General features: G+C 69.7%; 18 protein-coding genes and 1 pseudogene. 3 read left to right on the top strand and 16 right to left on the bottom strand.

What is annotated here, in order from left to right; translation table 11 throughout:
- The 3 genes and pseudogenes from BMX97_RS33875 to BMX97_RS32995 form a co-directional block, all read left to right on the top strand.
- A pseudogene (locus BMX97_RS33875) lies at positions 1–237 on the top strand (IS630 family transposase); the annotation flags it as partial.
- A 36-nt stretch (positions 238–273) separates the two neighbouring features.
- A complete protein-coding gene (locus tag BMX97_RS22305) occupies positions 274–810 on the top strand; it encodes a plasmid partitioning protein RepB C-terminal domain-containing protein (protein ID WP_244538591.1) in 537 nt (178 codons plus the stop codon).
- A gap of 1,010 nt (positions 811–1,820) precedes the next feature.
- Positions 1,821–2,276, top strand: coding sequence for a hypothetical protein (locus BMX97_RS32995; RefSeq protein WP_177202308.1), 456 nt, complete (start codon positions 1,821–1,823; stop codon positions 2,274–2,276).
- Here the strand turns inward: BMX97_RS32995 and BMX97_RS22300 are convergent.
- The 16 genes from BMX97_RS22300 to BMX97_RS22225 all read right to left on the bottom strand — a co-directional run bounded on the left by BMX97_RS22300 (position 2,221) and on the right by BMX97_RS22225 (position 20,183).
- Positions 2,221–2,574: a hypothetical protein gene (locus BMX97_RS22300; protein ID WP_244538590.1), complete on the bottom strand. Its 354-nt coding sequence runs from the start codon at positions 2,572–2,574 to the stop codon at positions 2,221–2,223. The two genes, BMX97_RS32995 and BMX97_RS22300, sit on opposite strands and share 56 nt — an antisense overlap.
- A 142-nt stretch (positions 2,575–2,716) precedes the next feature.
- Positions 2,717–3,733: an LLM class flavin-dependent oxidoreductase gene (locus tag BMX97_RS22295; protein WP_091753443.1), complete on the bottom strand. Its 1,017-nt coding sequence runs from the start codon at positions 3,731–3,733 to the stop codon at positions 2,717–2,719.
- 4 nt (positions 3,734–3,737) lie between these two features.
- Positions 3,738–4,685 (bottom strand): ABC transporter substrate-binding protein, encoded by a 948-nt coding sequence (locus tag BMX97_RS22290; RefSeq protein ID WP_091753442.1) that lies wholly within the window; start codon positions 4,683–4,685, stop codon positions 3,738–3,740.
- A gap of 16 nt (positions 4,686–4,701) precedes the next feature.
- Positions 4,702–5,547 (bottom strand): ABC transporter substrate-binding protein, encoded by an 846-nt coding sequence (locus BMX97_RS22285; protein WP_244538589.1) that lies wholly within the window; start codon positions 5,545–5,547, stop codon positions 4,702–4,704.
- A 136-nt stretch (positions 5,548–5,683) separates the two neighbouring features.
- Positions 5,684–7,450, bottom strand: coding sequence for an amino acid ABC transporter permease/ATP-binding protein (locus BMX97_RS34235; protein ID WP_091753440.1), 1,767 nt, complete (start codon positions 7,448–7,450; stop codon positions 5,684–5,686).
- A 37-nt stretch (positions 7,451–7,487) separates the two neighbouring features.
- Positions 7,488–8,009, bottom strand: coding sequence for a GNAT family N-acetyltransferase (locus BMX97_RS22275; RefSeq protein ID WP_091753439.1), 522 nt, complete (start codon positions 8,007–8,009; stop codon positions 7,488–7,490).
- A gap of 122 nt (positions 8,010–8,131) precedes the next feature.
- Complete coding sequence (locus BMX97_RS22270) at positions 8,132–9,310, bottom strand: M20 aminoacylase family protein (protein WP_091753438.1); 1,179 nt, start codon at positions 9,308–9,310, stop codon at positions 8,132–8,134.
- Complete coding sequence (locus BMX97_RS22265) at positions 9,307–10,653, bottom strand: LLM class flavin-dependent oxidoreductase (RefSeq protein WP_091753437.1); 1,347 nt, start codon at positions 10,651–10,653, stop codon at positions 9,307–9,309. The genes BMX97_RS22270 and BMX97_RS22265 overlap by 4 nt, the downstream gene beginning before the upstream one ends.
- A 17-nt stretch (positions 10,654–10,670) precedes the next feature.
- Complete coding sequence (locus tag BMX97_RS22260) at positions 10,671–11,660, bottom strand: MsnO8 family LLM class oxidoreductase (protein ID WP_091753436.1); 990 nt, start codon at positions 11,658–11,660, stop codon at positions 10,671–10,673.
- 411 nt (positions 11,661–12,071) lie between these two features.
- Positions 12,072–13,385: an NtaA/DmoA family FMN-dependent monooxygenase gene (locus BMX97_RS22255; RefSeq protein ID WP_091753435.1), complete on the bottom strand. Its 1,314-nt coding sequence runs from the start codon at positions 13,383–13,385 to the stop codon at positions 12,072–12,074.
- A gap of 67 nt (positions 13,386–13,452) precedes the next feature.
- Complete coding sequence (locus BMX97_RS22250) at positions 13,453–14,073, bottom strand: GNAT family N-acetyltransferase (protein ID WP_091753434.1); 621 nt, start codon at positions 14,071–14,073, stop codon at positions 13,453–13,455.
- 352 nt (positions 14,074–14,425) lie between these two features.
- Complete coding sequence (locus BMX97_RS22245; RefSeq protein WP_091753455.1) at positions 14,426–15,796, bottom strand: LLM class flavin-dependent oxidoreductase; 1,371 nt, start codon at positions 15,794–15,796, stop codon at positions 14,426–14,428.
- Positions 15,797–15,992: 196 nt separating this feature from the next.
- Positions 15,993–17,330: an LLM class flavin-dependent oxidoreductase gene (locus BMX97_RS22240; RefSeq protein WP_091753433.1), complete on the bottom strand. Its 1,338-nt coding sequence runs from the start codon at positions 17,328–17,330 to the stop codon at positions 15,993–15,995.
- Between the two features lie 98 nt (positions 17,331–17,428).
- Positions 17,429–18,301 (bottom strand): ABC transporter permease, encoded by an 873-nt coding sequence (locus tag BMX97_RS22235; protein WP_091753432.1) that lies wholly within the window; start codon positions 18,299–18,301, stop codon positions 17,429–17,431.
- The gene (locus BMX97_RS22230; RefSeq protein WP_244538587.1) at positions 18,298–19,125 is read right to left on the bottom strand and encodes an ABC transporter ATP-binding protein; all 828 of its coding nucleotides are present in this window, start codon (positions 19,123–19,125) and stop codon (positions 18,298–18,300) included. Before BMX97_RS22230 ends, BMX97_RS22235 begins: the two co-directional genes overlap by 4 nt.
- 23 nt (positions 19,126–19,148) lie before the next feature.
- A complete protein-coding gene (locus tag BMX97_RS22225) occupies positions 19,149–20,183 on the bottom strand; it encodes an ABC transporter substrate-binding protein (protein WP_091753454.1) in 1,035 nt (344 codons plus the stop codon).
- Between the last annotated feature and the right edge of the window lie 86 nt (positions 20,184–20,269).

The raw sequence follows: 20,269 nt of genomic DNA, 5'->3' as shown, positions 1-20,269 counted from the left end.
GCCCGGCGCCCGCACTATCACGTGCACTTCACACCGACCTCCGCCTCATGGATCAACCAGGTCGAGCGATGGTTCGGTCTACTGACGGAGCGGGCGATCCGGCGAGGCGTTCATTGCTCGGTGGGCGAGCTTGAACGCGACATTCGCGCCTTCATCGAGGCCACGAATGCCGATCCGAAACCGTTCCGGTGGGTGAAGTCGGCCGACGCCATCCTGGCCAGCGTCAAACGCTTCTGCCTGCGTGCACTCGAAGCTGAGCCAGAGACAACACCTTTGCAACGAACTTCAGACGCAGGACACTATGATAGTGGTTTCGAGCGATCCGTCATCATTGATGCTCTCTCGACCGACAAAGGTGAATTGTCGAAACTGATCGCTGTTGCACGCGCAGTCCCGGAGTCGATCGTGAACAGGATCGGTCCTGCGCCTAAAGCAGGCCGTCGTCGTTGGCTGGCGCTCGCGGAGCAGATGAAAAGGCCACTCGTCGCAAAGGAGGTCGAGGAAGCTGTGATGGAGGAAGCGTTCGCATCACTCGATAGCGATGCGCGTTTCGTCAGGGTGGCCGCGCTTGCAGCCCCGCAGAATCGTCACGCCTCTGTGTCGGCCAGTTGGGCAGGGCAGGGTGGTCGAGCGACGGCACAGATCTCCCGCAAAGGAACGGGCGTTACGCTCGCCATCGAGCGAGATCCGTCGTTCGGTGATTACGTAGCCTCCCGCCTCGACGAGCTCTACGCGGCCTTTCTGGCTGAGGATAGATCGCGGACGCCCTGCGAGAGCGAACGTGGAAACGCGGCGAATGGCAAAGACTGATCGGATCGGGCCCCGGAAGTTGGCCATGGCCAACCATGTCGTCCGACGCAACAGGGGCGGCACTTATCCCTCATAGGGCCGGCCTGGCCAGTACGATCAAGGTTAAGCGCGTCCCTTCGGGACCGAGTTCTACTCGCCGCCTGCGGCGGCTCTCCGAACCCGCTGCGCGGTTTCGGCCCTGACGGGTTACGATCCCATCGCGCAGCCCCGGAAAGGGCAGGGGACCAGCGTCATCGTTGGTGACGCGGTCGAGTTGCCCGACGAGCGCATCCGCCTCGTCGAATCGGACGCCCCAGGGATATTGAAGCCGCGCTGCACCATCGAGCTCGCTGGGGGATCTCGCGAAGGGTCTGTTCGCGTCTAGATCCCTGCAACAACTTCCCAAGGAGCCGGTCAGCGTCATACGGTCCGGCCGGATCGGCCGCTATCTCCGCACCCTGGATTCTCTCACGCGCTCGACGGCGACGTAGCCGACATCCTGATCCAGGGGCCCCGCGACTCCCAACATGCCGGGTCTCGAGGCCTACCGGCAGCGCGCCGCGCCTTGGTGCCGTGAATAGGGCAGGGGGCCCAGGGCAATCGACCCTGGTGCTCAAGCGGGCTGGCGAGAGGTTGCGTCCTCTGGACCGTATCCTTCTCGCCGCCTGCGATCTCTCCCCAGACCCTTTCGGGCTTCGGCCCTGACGGGTCATGACCACATCGCGCGGAGCACGGCGCCGACAGCATCTCTCCTTCCGGTAAGGGCCCTCTCAGCCGGCTGCCGTCCCGAACATCTCGAGCTGACCCGGTGCCACCGGTTTCCGGGCCGACCGCTGGGCCGTCGTCTCCCTGACGACGGGATCCGGCTTAGCCACGGGCTCAGGCCGGGTGAACGGTGGCAGTGCTTCGCGCGGCTTGCCGTGCAGTACCGCCCCGACGATCGGACCGCCCTCGCCATGCTGTAGGCTGACCGGCAAGCCGGGGCGCACCACCAGGCATGCACCGGCTTCACCACCGAGCGCGAGACCGAGATGGTGCTGGAGGTCGCCGAGGCGGTGAATGCGGCGTGCGCCGACTTGAGCGACGCCGGTGCAGCGCTCGGCAAAGACACGGCGGGGGCAACGTGGCTGCGACCAACGCCATCGCTGCGTTTGGACAGCGGTGACGACGCGCCGACCCTGCTAGGGGGATCGGCCAGGGCCCTGCGAACAGACCCTCTTCGCCGACGAGCGTCCGGGCCGCCGCTTGCGCCTCGTGGGTCTCGCACGGTAGAACGCTTCGACGACGCCCGGGTCGAAATTCGCCGTATAGAAGGAGTCGGGATTGTCGTGCCGCACGCGGTCGATGATCGCGCCGACACCGCCGGGCGTCAGGAACACTGCATCGCCGCTGAGCACGGTTTCAACACCGTAGCGGTGATGAGCGCGACCTTCACGTGGCTAGAGCATTTTTCGACGAAGTGGATGCTGCTTCGCCGCAGAAAATGAGGCAAAACCAAAGACATAGAGAGCTTCGCGATTGCAGCGCGATCGTGAAGTGCTCTAGTCGAGGTGCGCAGGTAGAACTTCGCTCGGTAGCCCCGGGCCGCGGCGAGCGCCGCGAGGCCGATCCGGTATTGCCGCTTGATAGGTCGACGAGGAGTTGCCCCGGTACCAGCCTGCCTTCAGCCTCGGCGGCCTGGACGATACTCCAGGTGGTACGGTCCTTGATGCTGCCCGCCACGTCCAGCGCCTCGACCTTGGCCAGGATGCGGGCTCGAAGGCCCCGCCGCTTGCCGAAGCGCAGGAGTTCGAGGAGCGGCGTATCGCCGATGAGGGCGCCGAAAATGGGTCGCGCGGATCGTCTATGACTTCTCCTCGTTGTTCTGTCCCGGAATCGTCGGGCCGTTGCCCGCCTCGGTGACGGCCGTTCCGCATCTCGGGCAGGATCAGCCTGCCGCCCAGCCGAGCCCGGGCGCGACGAGGGTCGCGATGTCAGCGAGGATCTGGCGAGACTCGGCGGCGGCGAGGTTGTAGGGCAGCTCCACCCGCAGGGTGTCTGCGAAGGGAAGGATCGGGTCCGCGCGCAGCCGCTCGACCAGCTCGGCGGCGGGGCCGACGAGATCCGGTGCGAACAGGGTGCGGCGCTCGCCTTGCGGGGCGAGGATGCGGCCATGGCGGCCGGCGGCGAAGGCCCGGTAGTGCTCGCGCGTCGCGGCGTCGGCGCCGTCGGTCGGCAGGATCACGCGGCCGACCGCGATCCGGGGAGCGTCCGTACCGCGCCAATGGGCCCGGAAGGTCGCGACATGACGGGCCTGTACGTCGAGAAAATCGTCGGCTTCCTCGGCGGTGTTGATGTTGCCGACGAGAAGATGGAGGCCGTTCTCGGCCGCCCAGCGCACCGAGCGCAGGGATCCGGCGCCGTACCACAGCCGCTGGCGCAAGCCCGGTGCGTAGGGCCGCAGTCGTGGCCGGTGGCTGCCGGCGGCCGAGACGATACGGGCGTCCGGCTCACCGAGCCAGTCGCCGTCGAGGTTGGCGGCGAGACGCTTGACGCGGCCGTGCGAGACGTCGACCGCGTTCGGCTCGCCGTCGAAGAAGCGCTCGCCGAGGAGGTTCCCGTGCGGCGGCGGCCCGGCGCTGAGGCCGACCTCGAGCCGGCCCCCGGACAGGACGTCGACGAGGGACAGGTCCTCGGCCAGCCGGAATGGATTCTCGTAGCCCATCTGGATCACGGCGACGCCGAGCCCGATGCGCCGCGTGCGCTGCGTGGCGGCGGCCAGGAACGTCGCCGCCGAGGAGATCCCGGGTTCGAGGTGGCGCTGGCGTACCCAGGCGCCGTCGAAGCCGAGTGCCTCGCCCTCGGCAAGGAGCGCGAGGGTCTCCTCGAGGCCTTTGCGCGGATCGGCGTCGTCGTAATTGCCCGGTACCAGGAAGGCGAGGCGCTGAATCGCGAGGAGCGCCATCGTGTCAGTACTTCGGTAGGCCGGGCGGGTTGGTCTCGGAGCGCGGCAGCGCCTCCTCCTCCAGGCCCCACCTCGCCAGGGCCTGACGATATTTCCCGTTCGCGATCAGGCCGTTGATGGCCTGCGTCAGCGCGTCGACGAGGCCGCTGCCCTTCCGGGTCGCGATCGCCACGTCGGACTTGAGCGGCCAGCCGGCGCTGAGCGTGCCGACGCGCTTGATGTCCCGGTCGCGGGCCGCCACGAAAACGAGCTGGGCGTGCGGCTGCACCACCGCGTCGGCCCGGCCCGAGCGCAGGGCGACGAGGCGCGCCGCTTCGTCGTCGAAGAGCTGCAGGTCGATGGGCTTCAGGCCCGCCGCCACGTTCTGTCGGCTCCACTCGACCAGGATGCGCTCCTGGTTGGTGCCGCCGCCGACGCTGATCGTCAGCCCCGCCGCGTCCTTCGGCTCAGCGATATGGTCGATCCTGCTGTCGGCGCGCACGAAGAAGCCGTGCAGGCCCTGCCGATAGGTCGAGAAGTCGAACTTCTCCTTGCGCTGCTCGGTGACGCCGACATTCGAGATTACCGCGTCGTAGCGCCCCGAGGCGAGACCGAGCGGCCAGTCGGCCCAGGCCACCGGGACGAGGGCGAGCTTGAGGCCGAGGCTGTCGGCGACGAGCTGGGCGAAGTCGGGATCCGCGCCGATGACGGTTTTCGCATCGGTCGCGTAGGTGCCGAGCGGGGGGCCGCCCGGGGTGATCGCCACCGTGAGGGTGCCCGGCTCGACGAACCGGTACCCTTTCGGGAGTCGGGCGACTGCCACCGGGTCGGCCTCGGCGCGGACCCGGCCGGGCTGCTCGGGCCCGAGGTCGAAGGGGGTGCCCTGCGCCGCGGCGGGCAGGATCGCGCCGGCGCAGGCCGCGCCGACGAGGAGCGAGAAGAGCCGGCGCCGCACGCGCATGAACACGCTCATGGGGGATCTCCGGCTCTCAGGCCCGCGGCAGGCCGGGCGGGTTGGTGCGCGATTCGTCGATCGCCTCGGCCGAGAGGTTCCAGCGCGCCAGCGCCTTGGCGTAATTGCCGTTGCGGATCTGGGCGTTGATGGCGTGCGTGATGCCCTCCGCGAGGCCCGCCCCCTTCCGGGTCGTCACGGCGATCTCGGCCACCACCGGCCAGCCGCCGCTGAAGTTGCCGGCGAGCCGCGTCTTGCCCTCGCGGGCCGCCTTGAAGCTCAGGAGGGCGTTGGGGCCGAGATAGGCGTCGGCGCGGCCCGATTCGAGGGCGAGGTATAGCACCACGTCATCGTCGTAATACTGCGCCTCGACCGGCTTGAGCCCGGCCTTCACGTTCTGGTCGTTCCAGCGCAGCAGGATCTGCTCCTGGTTGGTGCCCGAGGAGACGATGACCTTGAGCCCGGCCACGTCCTTCGGCTCTCGGATGACGAGGGGGTTGCCCGCCTTGACGTAGAAGCCGAGCAGGTCCTTGCGGTAGGTCGAGAAGTCGAACTTCTCCTTGCGCTGCTCGGTGACGGTGACGTTCGAGATCACCGCGTCGAACCGGCTAGATGCGAGACCCAGCGGCCAGTCGGCCCAGGAGGTCGAGACGATCTCGAGCCGGCGGCCGAGCGCGTCGGTGACGAGCTGGGCGAGGTCGATCTCGGCGCCGATCACCGTTTTCGTGTCGCTGGCGTAGCCCGCGAAGGGGAGACGCCCGGTATTGTTGCCGACCGTGAACACGCCGTCGCGGGCGAATTTTGCGTCCTTGGCAATCAGCCGGATCGCGTCTTCGTCGCGCGGGGCGCGGACGCGGCCGGGCTGCTCGGGGGAGAGGTCGATCGCCTGCGCGAAGGCACGGCCGGAGAGGAGGGCGGTCGAGGCGGCGGCGAGAAGGGCGAGCGAGTCGCGACGGGTCGGCACGGGACGAGGTCCTTCGGCGAGGGCGGAGGGGAGGGGTTGAGGTGAAGGGGGAAGGTCAGAGCACCTTGGCGAGGAACTCGCGGGTGCGGGGATGGTCCGGCGCAGCCAGCACGCGGGAGGGCGGGCCCTGTTCGAGGATCCGTCCGTCCTCCATGAACACCACCTGGTCGGCGACCTCGCGGGCAAAGCCGATCTCGTGGGTGACGATCACCAGGGTGGTGCCGGAGAGGCTGAGCTCCTTGATCACGTCGAGCACCTCGCCGACGAGCTCGGGGTCGAGGGCGGAGGTCGGCTCGTCGAACAGCAGCACCTTGGGCCGCAGCGCCAGCGCGCGGGCGATGGCGACGCGCTGCTGCTGGCCGCCGGAGAGCTGGCGCGGATAGGCGTCGGCCTTGTCGGCGAGACCGACCCGGGCCAGCAGCTCGCACGCCTCGGCGAGCGCCTGCGCCCGGGACAGGCCGCGCACCGTGACGGGCGCCTCGACGATGTTTTCGATCACCGTCAGGTGCGGGAACAGGTTGAAGCTCTGGAACACCATGCCGACATCGACGCGACGGGCGAGAATGTCCTTCTCCTTGAGCTCGTAGAGCGTGTCGCCGTCCTGGCGGTAGCCGATCAGCTCGCCGTCGATGGCGATGAAGCCGGCATCGACCCGCTCGAGATGGTTGATCGCCCGCAGGAGCGTCGACTTGCCGGAACCGGACTGGCCGATGATCGCCGTCACGCTGCCCGGCCGCAGGGCGAGGCTGACCGCGTCGAGCACCTTGAGCGTGCCGAAGCTCTTCGAGACGCCCGTGATGCGGATCTCGCCGCCCTGGCGGGCGGGCAGGTTGGACGGGGCGGAGATGGCCGGGACCGCGGACCGTGTGGGAGCGCCGGCCCGGTGCAGGCGCTTGAGTACCGTGCCGATCAGCGAGGGCGGCGGGTTCCGCAGCGCGCCGCGGGCGTAGTAGCGCTCGACGTGGCGCTGGACGAAGGACAGGACGCTGAGGATCACCAGGTACCAGATGGTCGCCACCATCAGGAGCGGGATGACCTCGAGGTTGCGCCGGTAGATGACCTGGATCGTGTAGAAGAGTTCGGGCAGGGCCAGGATGTAGACCTGCGAGGTACCCTTGGCGATGCTGATGACCTCGTTGAAGGCGGTCGGCAGGATGGTCCGCATCGCCTGCGGCAGGACGATGCGCGAGACCTGCCGGCGGCGCGGCAGCCCGAGCGCCGCGGCCGCCTCGTGCTGGCCCTGGTCCACGGCCAGGATGCCGCCGCGCACGATCTCGCTGGAGAAGGCGGAGGCGTTGAGGGTCAGCCCGATCACCGCGGCGAGGAACGGCGTGATCAGTTGCGTCGTCTGCCAGGAGGCAAGCGTGATCCCGGTGAACGGCACGCCGAGCCAGATCGTGTCGTAGAGGTAGCCGAGGTTGTTGAGGATCAGGAGCAGCACGATCAACGGGATCGAGCGAAACAGCCAGACGTAGCCCCAGGCGAGCCCCGAGAGCAGCGGCGAGCCGGAGACCCGGGCGAGCGCCAGAAGCGTGCCGAACAGGAAGCCGAGGACCGTGCCGAGCGCCGTCAGCAGCAGGGTACGCCCGAGGCCGACCAGGACCGGCTCGGCGAAGAACCACTCGGCGAACACGTCCCAGCCCCAGCGCGGGTTGGTGAGGACCGAGTACAGCACGCCCGCGATGACGAGCCCGGCGAGGATCGTGCCGGCGGTGCGGGCCGGGTATCGGGCCGGGACGACGCGAAAGCCGCTGAAGTCGCGACCGGGGGAGGCGGCGCGGGCCTGTGCGGGCAGGTCCGCCACGTTGGCAGCGAGGGGCATGGGGGATCGAGCTCGGAGGCTGGGAGGGATCGTTCGATCAGGCGGCTGTGCGCTGCGGGCCGGTCTGCGTCAGCGCGGCTCCTGGCAGCGCCTTCTCGAAGGGCAGGATGCCGTAGGTCTCGGGATCGACGTCGAGGTCGAACAGGGGCGTGTAGCCGAGGCCGAGATAGAGCCCCTTGGCCTCGGGCTGGCGAAAGCCCGTGGTGAGGGTGGCCCGCGCGTAGCCCTGCCGCACGGCCTGCGCCTCCAGTTCCGCGACGACCCGGCGCGCCAGGCCCTGGCGGCGGAAGGCTGTGTCGGTCCAGACCCGCTTCAGCTCGGCGGTCCGCGCGTCGAAGCGCTTGAACGCGCCCCCGGCGATCGCGACGCCGTCGCGCAGGAGGAGCAGGAAGTGGCCGTCCGGGGCCGCGAAGACCTCGGGCGGGTAGCGGGTCATCTCGGCGCCCGGCGGATCGCCGAAGTAGCTGCCGTAGCGGGTGACGTATTCCTGCGTCAGCTGGTCGACGAGGGGCTTCGCCCGCGGGTCGAGGGGCGTGGTCGAGACGAACAGGTCGGGCATGGGCCGCTCCGGTCGTGGGATGAGAGCATTTTCCGACCAATTGGCCGCCGGTTGGGCGAAGAAAATGCGGCAAGAATAACAACCTAGAGCACTGCTCGATTGCAAAGTGATCGGGCAGTGCTCTAGGCGAGGAAGGTTTCGGCGAGGCGGACCCAGTAGCTCGCGGCGGGCGCGATCAGGGCGTCGTCGAAGTCGTAGTCCGGGCTGTGCAGCGGCGGCCCGTCGCCGTTGCCGACGAAGAGGAAGCTGCCGGGACGCGCCGCCACCAGATGAGCGAAGTCCTCGCTCGCCATCCGCGGGCGGAACTCGTCCACCACGCGCTCCGGCCCGAAGGTCGCAAGCGCGACGTCGCGGGCGAAGGCGGTCTCCGCCACGTGGTTGCGCAGGGGCGGCAGGCCGCGGCGGTAGTCGATCTCGGCGCGCGCCCCGTAGCTCTCGGCCTGGGCCCGGGTGATGGCGGTGACCCGTTCCTCCAGCCGGTCACGCACGGAAGGCTCGAAGCTGCGGATGGTAAGCGTGAGGTCCACGCTGTCGGGGATCACGTTCGATGCCTCCCCGCCGTGGATGGCGCCGACGCTGACCACCGCCGCCTCGCGCGGATCGACGTTGCGCGACACCACGCTCTGCAGCGCGAGCACGATGGAGGATGCCGCCACCACCGGATCGACAGTCTCGTGAGGTGAGGCGCCGTGGCCGCCGCGGCCGACGATCCGGATCGTCGCTTTGTCCACCGCCGCCATCGCCGGGCCGGCGACGAAGCCGAACTGGCCTCGCGGGACGCCCGGCCAGTTGTGCAGGCCGAACACCGCGTCGACTGGGAAACGCTCGAACAGGCCCTCGCCCAGCAGCGTGCGCGCCCCGGCGCCGATCTCCTCGGCGGGCTGGAAGATCAGCGTCAGCGTGCCGGAAAACTCGGCCTCGGCGAGGCGCCGGGCGGCTGCGAGCAGGATCGTGGTGTGGCCGTCATGGCCGCAGGCATGCATCGCGCCGTCCGTGGCGCTGGCATAGGGCAGGCCGGTCCGCTCGTGGATGGGAAGCGCGTCCATGTCCGCCCGCAGGCCGAGCCGGCGCACGCCCTCACCCTTCCCCAGCACCCCGACCACTCCGGTGCCGCCGAGCCCGGTGGTCACCGCGTATCCCCAGGCGGTCAACCGCTCCGCCACGAGGCCGCTCGTGCGGGTCTCGCGGAAGGCGAGTTCCGGATGCCGGTGCAGGTCGCGGCGCAAGGCCGTGAACTCGGTCAGTGTCGCGAGGATGCCGGGGTCGATTCCCCGCTCATGCTCACCCGTCCGGATTGTCATCGCCCGCCCACCCGGCGCGCGGGCGCCGCGTCCTCGGCGGCGTAGCGGCTCTCGCGACGCGGGAGGCCGAGATGGTCGCGCAGGGTTTTTCCGGGAAGCGCGCGATCGTAGACGCCGCGCGCCTCCAGCACCGGGATCACGAGGTCGACGAAATCGTCGAGGCCCTGGCCGATCACGGGAAAGCCCAGAACGAAGCCGTCCGCCGCCCCCTGCTCGACGCGGGCGATCAACTCGCCTGCGACCTCCTCGGCCGAGCCGATCAGGTCGGTGCGCGGGGTCGCCGCCTCGAGCGCCGCCTCGCGCAGGGTCTGGCCCTTCTCGGCAGCATTGCGCTTGATGCGGTCGGTGGTGGAGCGGAAGCTGTTGCGGCCGATCTCGCCGAGGTCGGGGAAGGGGGCGTCGAGCGGGTAGGCGGAAAAATCGTGGTGATCGAAGAAGCGGCCGAGATAGGCGAGCGCGTCGTCGATCGAGATCAGGTCGCGGATCGCCCGGTACTTCTCCTCGGCCTCGGCCCTGGTCCGCCCGACGATCGGGCCGGCGCCGGGAAAGACCTTGAGGTCGTCGGCCCGGCGGCCATGGGCGACCGCACTCGCCTTGAGGCTGCGGTAGAGGCTCCGCGCCTCGGGGAGCGGCACGTGGTTGGCAAAGACCGCGTCGGCGTGGCGCCCGGCGAGCCCGATGCCGGCCTCCGACGAGCCGGCCTGGAACACCACCGGCTGGCCTTGGGCCGAGCGCTGGATGTTGAGCGGGCCTTCGACCTGGAAGAAGCGCCCGTTGTGGTCGAGGCGGTGCAGCTTGTCGGGATCGAAGAAGCGGCCGGTCTCGGGGTCGCGCGGGAAGGCGTCGTCGTCCCAGGAATCCCACAGGCCCTTCACGACGTCGAGGTGTTCGCCCGCGATCTCGTAGCGGAGGGCGTGCTCGGGATGCGGCCGGCTGTAGTTCCGCCCCGAGCCTTCGAGCGGCGAGGTCACGGCGTTCCAGCCGGCGCGGCCGCCGCTGATCAGGTCGAGCGAGGCGAATTGCCGGGCGATGGTGAAGGGGTCGCTGTAGGAGGTCGAGACCGTACCGACGAGGCCGAGCTTTTCGGTGCTCGCCGCCAGCGCCGACAGGATGGTCAGCGGCTCGAAGCGGTTGAGGAAGTGCGGGATCGACTTCTCGTTGATGTAGAGCCCGTCTGCCACGAACGCGAAGGCGATGCCGTTCGCTTCCGCCTTGCGGGCGTTGCGGACGAAGAAGTCGAGGTTGACGCTGGCATCGACCGGGTTGCTCGGGTGGCGCCACGCATTCATGTGGCTGCCGCCGCCCTGGAGCATCAGGCCGAAGGTGAGACGGGTCTGGGTCATCGTGGGTCTCTCGAATGTCAGGCCGCCAGCGCCGGGGCGCCCTCCGCGAGCAGGGTCACGGAGGCGAGGCGCTTTGCCGTGGCGGAAGGCGGCGTGTCGATGACGAACTCCTCGATGCCGAAGCGGGTATGGAGTTGGTCGAGCTCGGCCCTGACTTGCCCGGCCGTGCCCGACAGTACGTGCGGCCGGCGGGCCTCGGTCCGATAGGAGACGGCGCCGGCCTGCCGGGCGAATTCCGCGGCCTGCGCCTCGCTGCCGAGATTGACGCTCTGGCCGTCCGGCAGCGTGACCCGCACCACCTGGAGCGGGTCGGTCAGAGCCCGGGCCTCCTCGGTGGTCGCAGCCGCCAGCACAGTGACGGCGAGGAGCGGCGGGGCCGTGGCGCCGGCCTGCGCGTAAGCCTCCAGGCTCGCCTCGATCGCTCGTGGATCGCCGTTGAGCTGGCCGGCATAGACGAAGCGCCAGCCGAGAGAGGCGGCCGTGCGCGCGCTGTCGGGGCTGGCGCCCAGCAGGAAGCGCTCTGGAGGCGCGGGCGGCGTCGGCAGGGCGCGCAGGGATCCCGTCTCGGGAGGGGCGAGGTATCGGTCGAGTTCGGCGAGGAGGTCGTCGAAGGCGACGGTCTCAGCCAGAGCGTGCCGCCGCCGCAGGGCGCGGGTCGCGTCGGGCAGGCCGCCCGGGGCCTTGCCGATGCCGAGATCGATCCGGTTCGGTGCGAGGGCGGCGAGCAGGTTGAAGGTCTCGGCGACCTTGTAGGGACTGTAATGCGGCAGGAGTACGCCGCCCGAGCCGAGCCGGATGCGCTGGGTGCGGGCGGCGAGATGCGCGATCAGGACCTCGGGCGCGGTGCCGGCGAGCCCCGGATTGGCGTGGTGCTCCGCGACCCAGAAGCGTGCGTAGCCGAGGCGTTCGGCCGCCTGCGCCAGCACGATCGTGCGCTGGAGCGCGGCGGTGGCCGGCTCGCCCGGCAGCAGCGGGCTCTTGTCGAGGAGGCTCAGGCGATAGCTCATCGGGAACTCGGGCGGTCGGCATGGCGCGGTGCCGGGAGGGTCCCGCACGGGCTGCAGCGATCGGAGGCGGCTCCTGGCTCGGTCGGGGGAGGCCGGTGCGCGTCCGGTCCGGGCGCCGACGCCTCGGTGCGTCCGCGCCGCGGCCCGGCGATCGAGGTGAGGAGCGCGATGAGGATCATGGCAGGTTGTTCCGGTCCCAACAGCTATGGCCGGGGTGTCGTGCGTCAATCATTCGTCGTAATCGGCGAGGCAGTTTGAAAAACCGAGCCGCGCGATCACGAAGCATCTGTCGTGAATTGACGCGATTATCTTCCTTGTCGTCGCCTGCCGTCAACGAAAGGCACTTCCAAAGATCGGCAACGACAGGGCATGGCGCTTTGCCGGCCGGAGCGAAACCGGGAGGATCTTCTCCTAGGCCGCGCTGACGCGATCCGCGCCGGCGAGCGGCGGCAATTCGAGGTTGGAGCGGAAATCGTCACCGAGATAGTCGGTGTCGATCAGGCCGCGGCGCCGCAGCTCGGGCAGGAGACCGTTGAGCAGGAGATCTTCCTGATCCGGGTTGCCGAGACCGTGCAGGGTGACGACGTCGAGGATCCCGGCGCGGTACCGCTCCTCGAGGGCGTCGGCCAGTCGCTCGGGCGTGCCGGCGACCGACCAGTGACCGGTCTCCTGGGCCTCGATGATGAGCCGGCGCAGCGGCAATCCCTGCTCGGCGTAGCGGCGGAAGATCTCGACCCGGCCGCGCCGGCGGTTGATGCGCGTCACCTCCGGCAGCAGCGACGCGGGCAGGGGCGCGTCGAGGGGAAGCCCCGACAGGTCGATCTCCCCGCCCAGCATGTCGGCGAGCTTGAGCCGGCCCTGGTCGTAGTCGATCCGGGCGTGCTTCTCTGCGAGGCGCCGGCCGACATCGGCCTCGGACTCGCCGATGAGGCAATGGAAGGAGTTCATCACGAAGGGCAGCCCGCTCCGGCGCCCGAAGGCAGCGGCGCGCCGGCGCAGCTCGGCCGCGAAGGCGACCGCGCCCTCGAAGCTCGGCTGCGAGGTGTAGACCACCTCGGCAAGGGCGGCGCCGACGGACACGCCCGCCTCCGACTGCCCGGCCTGGAACTGGACCGGGCGCCCTTGCGGCAGCGGCGGCACGTTGAGCGGACCGGCGACCGTGAAGTGCCGGCCGCGATGGTCGATGCGGTGAAACTTCGCCGGGTCGACCGAGATCGCGCCCGACGCCTTCCGGGCGACCGCGTCGCGCGCGTTGGCGTCGAACAGGGCGTTGACGACCGCGATGAACTCGGCGGCTCGGTCGTAGCGCGTCTCGGGGTCCGGCAGGGAGTCGCCGAAATTCTCCTCGCCGACCGAGGAGGTCACGGCGTTCCAGGCGGCGCGGCCGCCGCTGACGTGGTCGAGGGTGGCGAGCTGCCGGGCGAGGTTGAAGGGGTGGTGGAAGGTGGTCGAGACCGTCGCCACGAGCCCGATTCGGGAGGTCGCCTGGCTGAGCGCGGCGAGCGCGATCAGCGGCTCCTGCACGCCGGCCGTTCCGGCGAGGCCCGCGGGGTCGATCTGCAGCAGGTCGGCGGTGAACAGGCCGGTGATCCTATCGGCCTCGGCCTTGCGGGCGAGCGCGACCGCGCGGCGCAGGCCGTGGCCGGGATCCGCGTCGTTCACCGCCGCGACGAGAGTGGACGCGCCGACGAGGGTCTTGAGCCGGCGGGGTCGGGGCAGGGCCATGAGGGGTTCCGCGCGAGGCCCGCCAGCGACGCGGCGGGTGGGGCGTGCAGGCGGCAAGACGGCGGGGTCAGGCGGCCCGCGCCCGATGCGCCGCGACGCGGGCGAGGAGCCGTTGCTCCTGCTCCGCTTTCAGAGCGTTCACCCGGGCGGTTGCCGCCTCGAACGACGCGGCGGGCGGGTAGGCCGGGGTGGTGAGGCCGACGCTCGAACCCAGGGCTTTCTCGAACGGCAGGGAGCGGTACAGCAGCGGGTCGGCGGCATCATCGTAGAGCGGCCGGTAGCCGAGGGAGGCGTAGAGCGCCGTCGCCTCCGGCTGGCGAAAGCCCGTCGTCAGGTAGGCCCGGGCGTAGCCGAGCCGGACGGCGCTCTCCTCGAGCGCCCGGACCACGCGCTTCGCGAGCCCCTGGCGGCGCAGGTCGGGCCGGGTCCAGATGCGCTTGAGTTCGACCGTCACGTCGTCGTGGCTCATGAACGCGCCACCGGCGATCGTCTCGCCGTTCCGCACGACGAGCAGGAAATCCCCGAGCGGCGGACGATAGGCCTCGGCGGGGTAGCGCAGGATCTCGGCCCGGGCGCCGCCCGGCCGGCTTACCGCGCCGTACCGGCCGTCATACTCGGCCACCAGCCCGTCGAGGAGGGGTTGGGCGGCAGGCTCCAGGGGGGACGAGCGGACGATGACGTCGGTCATGGTGGGCTCCGGGATCGGGGAATTGGGCGTAGGGTCGCGCCGATGTACGGACATCGGACGACGTAGACCGAAGCGGTTCGCCGCGCCGCGTCCGTGTTGACGATGTTCATCACAGATCGGTCAGGACGCATCTCGCGCTTGGCGGGGCGTTCCTAGAAAAGGCGTGCGGTCTGGATTTTCGACTGTTGTGATATTCGACCAGGATCGCGGATCGCGTCAATGAAAGTGATCTCTCTTTTTGCGTGGGTTCGAAGGACGAACAGGCCGCCGGCACGGGCCCACGTGGGAAACCCGTCATCCATCCGCGATTGCCGTGCGGTGCAGACGAAGGACGAGGCGCGTCCACAGCGCCTCATCGCTGCCGGCGAAAGCCGGCGCCGGGATGGCTGTCGGCCAGGTGCGCGCCGCGTCCGGAAAACAGCTTTTCCCGCAACGTCCCCTCGCGATAGGCGGTCTTGAACACGCCGCGGGCCTGCAACTCGGGCACGAGCAGGTTCACCACCGCGTCGAGCGATTCCGGCATCACCGTGCGCACGAGGTTGAAGCCGTCCACGTCCGTCTCGTCCAACCAGGACAGGAGCTCGTCGGCGACCTCGCTGGCCGAGCCGACCACCACCGCCGCTCGCGCGCCTGCCGGCGTGAAGTCGAGGAGGTCGCGCACCAGGGTCGGCCGCTCGGCGCGGGTGAGGTTCTCCACCGTCGAGCGGATCGCGTTGGTGCGTCGGAAGGCCAGGGGATCGTCGAGGGACAGGCCCGAGAGGTCGATACCGGTCCAGCCGGACACGAGCGCCAGCTGGCCCGCCGCGTCGATGTAGCTGCGGTACTCGTCGCGCAGGTCGCGGGCCTCGGCCGAGGTCGGAGCGACAATCACGGTGGCGCCGAGGAAGGTCAGGACGTCGTACGGGTCGCGTCCCGCCTCCCGGGCCGCCTCGCGCACGCTTCGCACCGCCTTCGCGGCAGCGGACTTCGTCGGGCCGTTGAGGAAGACGCTCTCGGCGTGGCGCCCGGCGAAGCGGACGCCCCGCTCCGAGGTGCCGGCTTGATAGAGAACCGGCGTGCGCTGCGGCGAGGGCTCGGCGAGGTGGCGCGCATCGACCTTGTAGTACGGGCCGTCATGCACGACGCGGTGCACCTTGTCCGGCCGCGTAAACACGCCCGCCGCCCGGTCCCGCACGACCGCGCCGTCCTCCCAGGAGCCCTCCCACAGCTTGTAGACGGCCGTCATGAAGTCCTCGGCCGCCTCGTAGCGCTGGTCGTGGTCGCGTGAGACCGGCAGCCCCATGCCGCGGGCGCCGCTATCGAGGTAGCCCGTCACAATGTTCCAGCCGAGGCGGCCCCCGGTGAGGTGGTCGAGCGTCGTGAAGCGGCGGGCGAACTGGAACGGGTGGTCGTAGGTCAGGTTCGACGTGATGCCGAAGCCGAGATGGCGCGTGACGTGCGCCATGGCCGAGACCGCGAGGACTGGGTCGGCGTTGGGCGCCTGGGCGCCGGCGAGGAGCGCGGCGTCGCCATTCCCCGCATAGACGTCGTAGAGGCCGAACACGTCGGCGATGAACAGCCCATCGAGGAAGCCGCGCTCGGCCGTCTGCGCCAGGTCCGTCCACCAGGACAGCGTGTTGTAATCGGCCTGGGTGTCGCGCGGGTGTCGCCACAGGCCGGCCCAGTTGTGCGACGGGGCCGCCATCTGGAAGGCGTTCAGGCGAAGCTCGCGGCGTGTCGTCATCGTCTCGACCGGATCCCTCACCGCGGCGCGCGGCAGCTTTTCCCGGACGATGTCGCCGATGACGGTACGCAAGTCAAGTTAGTTTATCGAAATTATCAACTATCCGTCTTACATTCTCGACCGTGGTATCGCCGGCGGCCATCCCACGATACGGCATCGCCCCGGCGTGCTGCCGGGGGCTACTCCGCGGAACGCCTCACGCTAGCGACTTCGCTGACCGGCCTGTGGCAGGCGGGCGCGAGCCGAGATGCGATCGCAGGGTCCGGCCCTCGTACTCTGTGCGAAAGAGGCCGCGGCGGCGAAGCTCGGGCAGAACGAGCTCGATGAAGTCGTCGAGACCGCCCGGCAGGGTCGGCGGCATGATGTTGAAGCCGTCCGCACCCCCGGCGCGGAACCGCGCCTCCATCTCGTCGACGATCTGGGCCGGCGTGCCGACGATCTGCGAATGGCCGCGCGCCCCGGCGATGCGCAGGTAGAGTTGGCGCAGGCTCAAGCCCTCGCGCCGGGCGAGATCGAGCATCAACTGCTGGCGCGACTTGGCGCCCTCGGTCGCGGGCAGTTCGGGCACCGGACCTTCGGGATCGAAGCCCGAGAGGTCGTGGCCGACCATGCGGCTGAGGAGCGCCAGCCCCACCACCGGGTCGATCAGCCCCTGGAACTCCTCGAACTTGTCGCGCGCTTCCGATTCGGTGCGGCCGACGACGGGAAACAGCCCCGGCATCACCTTGAGGTCCTCGGGCGAGCGGCCGAATCGGGCCATCCGCCCCTTCAGGTCACGATAGAACTCGACCGCCTCGTCGAGGGTCTGGTTGGCCGTGAACACGATCTCGGCGGTGCGCGCCGCGAGGTCCTTGCCCGGACCCGACGAGCCGGCCTGGACCAGCACCGGCTGCCCCTGCGGCGTGCGCGAGATGTTGAGGGGGCCGCGGACCTCGAAATGCTTGCCGCGGTGGTCGAGGGGCCGGAAGCCGTCGGGCTTCGAGAACTGGCCCGACGCCTTGTCGATCACGACCGCGTCGTCGTCCCAGGTGTTCCACAGGCCCAGCACGACGTCGACGAACTCCTCCGCCCGCTCGTAGCGGTCGGCGTGGCGGGCGATCTTGTCATTGCCGAAATTCGCCGCCTCCAGGTCGGTGGCGGAGGTGACGAGGTTCCAGCCGGCCCGGCCGCCGCTGAGGTGGTCGAGGGAGGCGAAGCGGCGGGCGACGTTGTAGGGCTCGTTGAAGCTCGTCGAGGTGGTGGCGACGAGGCCGATGCGGCTCGTGACCGCAGCCAGCGCCGACAGCAGGGTGATCGGCTCGAAATGCGTCGAGCGGGCGGTGCGCTCGCTCGAGCGCAGGTCGGCGTCGCGGATGCCGGTGCCGTCCTCAAGGAAGATCAGGTCGAACTTGGCGGCCTCGGCGCGCTTGGCCCAGCCGACGTAGCGCTCGAGGGTGATCCCGCCGTCGGCTTCGCTCGACGGGTGGCGCCAGCCGGCGACGTGGTGGCCGGTGGCGTAGAAGAAGGCGCCGAGGCGCATCGTGCCCTGTGTCATTGCTCGCTCGAATGCCGGGACCTGTGCCGCCTCCTCGGGCGCAGCAGTCCTCCTGGAAACTTTTTCGGTCCTCTCGGGCTCGTCTCGTCAGGCTTGTCCTATCGGACCTGCCCCCAGCGCCGGACCGTCACCCTCTCCAGGCTCGCGAACACCACCGTTTCGACCACGAGGCCGATGGCGATGACGAGGAGCAAGCCGGCAAAGACCCGGTCGGTGTAGAGCTCGTTGCGGTTCTGGAAGATGTACCAGCCGAGGCCGCCCCGGCCCGACGAGGCGCCGAAGACCAGTTCCGCCGCGATCAGCGTGCGCCAGGCGAAGGCCCAGCCGATCTTGAGCCCCGACAGGATCGCCGGCAGCGCCGCCGGGACCAGGATCTGGCCGACATAGCGTAAGCCTTCGAGCCCGTAATTGCGCCCGGTCATGCGCAGCGAATCCGGTACGGCCTGGAAGCCCGCATAGGTGTTGAGCGCCAGCGGCCACAGCACCGCGTGGACGAGCACGAAGATCAGGCTGCCCTGGCCGAGCCCGAACCACAAGAGCGCCAGCGGCAGGAGCGCGATCGCCGGCAGCGGGTTGAACATCGCGGTCAGCGTCGAGAGCAGGTCGCGGCCGAATTGGGTCGAGACCGCCAGCGAGGTCAGCCCGAAGGCGAGGAGGAAACCGAGCACGTAGCCTTGCGCCAGCACGGTCAGCGAGATCCGCGTCCGCTCCAGGATCTCGCCGGTGGCGAGCCCGTCGACCAGGGCCGACAGGGTGGCCATGAAGCTCGGCAGCAGCAGGTCGTTGTCCTGCCAGCGCGCCAGCCCCTCCCAGAGGAGGGCGAGCGCGACCAGGATCAGGCCCCGACGCAACCAGCCCTGCTGCCACAGGCGCGTGGACAGCGGCAGGCGGCGCTCGACCGGCGCCTCGACGAAGGGCGGCAGGACCCGGTCGTATTCCGGACGGATCGGTGGCGAGAGAACCTGATTCATCGGGCCATCGCCTCGGGGGCAGGCTCGAACAGCCGGTCGTGCAGGCGCTGCACCGCCGCCTGGAAACCCCGGCTGCCGAGGCTCGACAGGTCGAACTCGTGGCAATTGTATTCGCCGCGCACCCGGCCCGGATGGGGCGAGAGGAGCGCGACCCGGTTGCCGATCACCAGGGCCTCCTCGATCGAGTGGGTCACGAAGAGGAGCGTCATGCGAGCCTCGTCCCAGAGGGTCAGCAGCTCCTCCTGCATCTTGCGCCGGGTGAGCGCGTCGAGGGCTGCGAAGGGCTCGTCCATCAGGAGCACCTTCGGCTGCATGGCGAGCGCCCGGGCGATGGCGACACGCTGCTTCATGCCGCCGGAGAGCTGGTGCGGGTAGCTGGAGGCGAAGGCCGTGAGCCCGACCTTGTCGATCGTGGCACGAGCCCGCTCCAGCGCCTCAGCGCGGCCGAGCCCGCGGGCGGTGCGCAAGGGAAAGGCAACGTTCTCGACCACGGTCTTCCAGGGCGGCAGCTGATCGAATTCCTGGAACACCACGATCCGGTCGGGTCCGGGCTTGCGCACCGGAACGCCACCCAGCGTGATCTCGCCCTCGACCGGGGCAATGAAGCCGGCCACCGCCTTCAAGAGAGTGGACTTGCCGCAGCCCGACGGCCCGAGCAGCACGAAGCGGTCGGCCTCGTAGACGTCGAGGTCGATCCGGTGCGCCGCCCGCACCACGCGGCCCGGGGTGCGGTACTCGAGCGACACCCCGGCGATGCGCAGGAGCGGGTCGGGCAATGGGTGCGGCGTCTCACGCGCCGCCGCCACGGGCGCGTCGCGTTCCATCACCAGCGTCATCGGATTTGTCCTCAACCGCCCGCCGCGACACGCGGATTGACGAAGAAGTAGTCGTTCAGGGCCTTGGGCTCGTTCTTGATCGCGCCGACCCGGTGCATGAACTGGCCGAGGCCGAGCGTGTTCTGCGGCTCGATCTTAAAGCTCACCTCGGGGCTCTTGATCACCTTCAGCAACAAGGTGCGGTCGATGCGGCTGCCATTGGCCTTGAGGTAGATGTCGGCCGCCCGCTCCGGATCCGCGGTGATGAAGCGCGCGGCTTCGTCGAGCGCATCGACGAAGGCCTGGTAGGTCTTCGGGCTATCCTTGTAGAACTTCTCCGTCGCGTAGAGCACGGTCGAGGAGGCCGGCCCGCCCTGTACGTCGTAGGAGCTGAGGATGACGTGGGCGTTCGGGTTCTCGGCCAGTTCCTGCTCCTGGAACGGCGGATTGCCGAAATGCGCCGTGATCTCGGTGCCGCCCTTGATGATCGCGGCCGCCGCCTCGGGGTGGGGAACCGCCACGCTGTTGCGGTCGAGGCGGGCGAAGTCCTTGTCGCCCCACAGCTTGGCCGAGGCCATCTGCAGGATGCGCGCCTGAACCGAGACGCCGACCGCCGGCAGGGCGATGCGGTCCTTGTCGGTGAGGTCGACGATGGTCTTCACCTCGGGGCGGTTGCTCACGAGGTAGTACGGAAAGTTGCCGAGGGAGGCGACGCCGCGGACGTTCTGGCGCCCGCGGGTGCGGTCCCAGAGCGTGAACAGGGGGCCGACACCGGCGCTGCCGATGTCGACGCTGCCCGAGAGCAGCGCGTCGTTGACCGCCGAGCCGCCGGAGAGCTGGAGGTACTCGACCTTGATGTCGAGGCCGGCCTCTTTGCCATGCTTCTCGATCAGCTTCTGGTCCTCGGCGACGTTGAGGAGCAGGTAGACGACGCCGAACTGCTTGGCGATACGCAGCTGTCCCTCAGCCGCAGCGGCCGGGCCGGCCGGCAGCGCCGCGAGCAGGGCCAGGCCTCCGAGCAGGGCGGCGGCGTGCCGGCGCAGGAGCCGGGCGCGTTGCTTGATCATCACCATGGTCTCGTCGCTGTCGGGGGCCTGGATACGCTCGATCCGGCACGCGATATCTGGAGTTATCCGGCAGTATCGTCAACCGG

The sequence above is a fragment of the Methylobacterium sp. ap11 genome (assembly GCF_900110515.1).
Classification (GTDB): domain Bacteria; phylum Pseudomonadota; class Alphaproteobacteria; order Rhizobiales; family Beijerinckiaceae; genus Methylobacterium; species Methylobacterium ajmalii.
The sequence above is the reverse complement of the archived record's forward strand: the minus strand, read 5'-3'. Positions and strand labels throughout refer to the sequence as shown.